The sequence below is a fragment of the Wolbachia endosymbiont of Nomada ferruginata genome, assembly GCF_001675785.1.
Lineage (GTDB): Bacteria > Pseudomonadota > Alphaproteobacteria > Rickettsiales > Anaplasmataceae > Wolbachia > Wolbachia pipientis.
Window position 1 is genome coordinate 1 of record NZ_LYUY01000145.1, and the last position, 1,942, is coordinate 1,942.

Genomic DNA, 1,942 nt, shown 5'->3' on the forward strand with positions numbered 1-1,942 from the left:
GGCTTAGTTAAAAAATTGATAGAAAAGATCGAAAGTAAGTAAATAACATCTGGATTTCTGTCATTCTATATACAACTTTCTAGTTGGACGGTAAGTCGAGGTCAATTATTGATGCCATGAAAGTAGCTGACACTGGTTCCTTTATGACGGCAGTGCCCAGAGGTGTCATCCCAGTGCTTGACACTGGAATCCAGGAAACTTAACTTTACACCAGGTAATAAGAACTGGATTCCAGTGTCAGCTACTTTCATCTGCCACGCGAATTGCCTGCAAATTGCAATGTTCATACAGTTATGAGCTAGTGTACATAATTGCACATGGGTTTTTACAAATTTGAAAATTAGTGTTAAATAAAAATATAAATGCAAAAGGAAAAGAAATGATTGAACTTAAAGGCCCAGAAATTTGTGCAGGCGGAAATAAGAAAAATTTGATTATTTTTTTACATGGTTGGGGCTCAAGTGGCGATAATTTCATTCACCTTGCTAAAGTTATGAGCAAGTTTTTACTGGGTTCATATTTTGCAGTACCCAATGCTCCGTTTGAAAGAGAAATAGGTGATGGTTATCAGTGGTTCAGCTTGGAAGATCGTAGTGAGGAAGCGCTATATAATGGAGTAAAAAATGCTACATCAATTGTAAATCATTTCATTGATACAAAATTAAAGGAGCTTAATTTAAAAGATACGCAACTTTCTTTAGTTGGATTTTCTCAAGGAGCAATGCTTGCAATACATACAGCTCTTACCCGCTCTCAATCCTGTGCATCAGTTGTTGCATACTCTGGTAGGTTTCTTTCACCTTCAAAAGCTGCACCAGAGATCAAATCAAAACCTAACATATGTGTTATCCATGGTGATGCTGACGACGTGGTACCTTTTTCGTCTCTCGACTTAGCGGTTAAAGCTTTGAAAGAAAATGGAATAAATGTTGAAGGGCACCCAATTCATGGATTAGGGCATATTATTAATGAAGAGGGGATAAAATTAGGAGTAGAATTTATCAAGAAGAACTTTAAAAATTAATTTTCATGCACTTGTTTTGCTTTGGTTATGGATATGTAGCTAAATTTTTATCGAAAAAATTACTGAACTTAGGTTGGAAAGTCAGTGGCACATCAAGAAGTAAAAATATACAAAATGTAATCCTCTTTAATTATGAGAAAGTTAGTCAAGATCTGCTTAAAAGCGCAACGCACGTTTTAATTTCTATTCCTCCAGATGGCGATGATGTTGTGGAGAGATACAGTGATTGCCTGCAAAATGTCAAATGGTTCGGTTATTTGTCTGCAACTAGCGTCTATGGTGATCACTCTGGTAATTGGGTGAATGAGGAATCTGAAACACAACCTATAGAAATCAGAGGAGAAAAGCGCCTTAAATCTGAAAAGAAGTGGCTAAATAGCAGATTGCCTGTACATATTTTTCGCTTAGCTGGAATATACGGCCCTAATAGGAACGTGTTAATTGACTTGCAGCTTGGCAAAGCAAGAAATGTGAAAAAGGAAGGGCATTTTTTTTCTCGTATTCACGTTGAAGATATATCGAATATTCTATTTTCTTCCATGCAAAACATAAAACCTGGTGAAATATACAATTGTGCAGACGATTTACCCACTACACAATCTGAAGTGGTAATGTATGCAACCAAACTTCTCAATGTTAGCCCTCCAGAGCCAATTGAGGTTTCTTCCTTACCAGATTATGCACAGAGTTTTTATTTAGGATCAAAAAAAGTAAGTAATGTTAAAATTAAAAAAGATCTTAATGTCTCTCTAATTTACCCTAACTACAAGGTGGGATTAGAAAGTTTGCATGTAAAAAAAACTGAAATCACATCAGAATGATAGATAGGCTTATTGTCACTGCCATTAAGTTAAGGAAAGAATGGTTAAAAACTGAACTAAAAAGTCAGAAATAATTAAGGATTTATGACAAATGCTG

3 protein-coding genes are annotated in these 1,942 nt (G+C 35.6%); all 3 read left to right on the top strand.

What is annotated here, in order from left to right:
• Window positions 1–162: 162 nt before the first annotated feature.
• The 3 genes from BA053_RS08445 to BA053_RS06085 all read left to right on the top strand — a co-directional run bounded on the left by BA053_RS08445 (window position 163) and on the right by BA053_RS06085 (window position 1,845).
• On the top strand, window positions 163–297 hold the full coding sequence (locus BA053_RS08445) for a hypothetical protein (protein WP_255356261.1): 135 nt from the start codon (window positions 163–165) through the stop codon (window positions 295–297).
• 82 nt (window positions 298–379) lie between these two features.
• Window positions 380–1,024, top strand: coding sequence for an alpha/beta hydrolase (locus BA053_RS06080; RefSeq protein ID WP_065106867.1), 645 nt, complete (start codon window positions 380–382; stop codon window positions 1,022–1,024).
• Between the two features lie 5 nt (window positions 1,025–1,029).
• Entirely contained in the window at window positions 1,030–1,845 is an 816-nt protein-coding gene (locus BA053_RS06085; RefSeq protein ID WP_065094788.1) for an SDR family oxidoreductase, read from the top strand.
• Window positions 1,846–1,942: the final 97 nt, after the last annotated feature.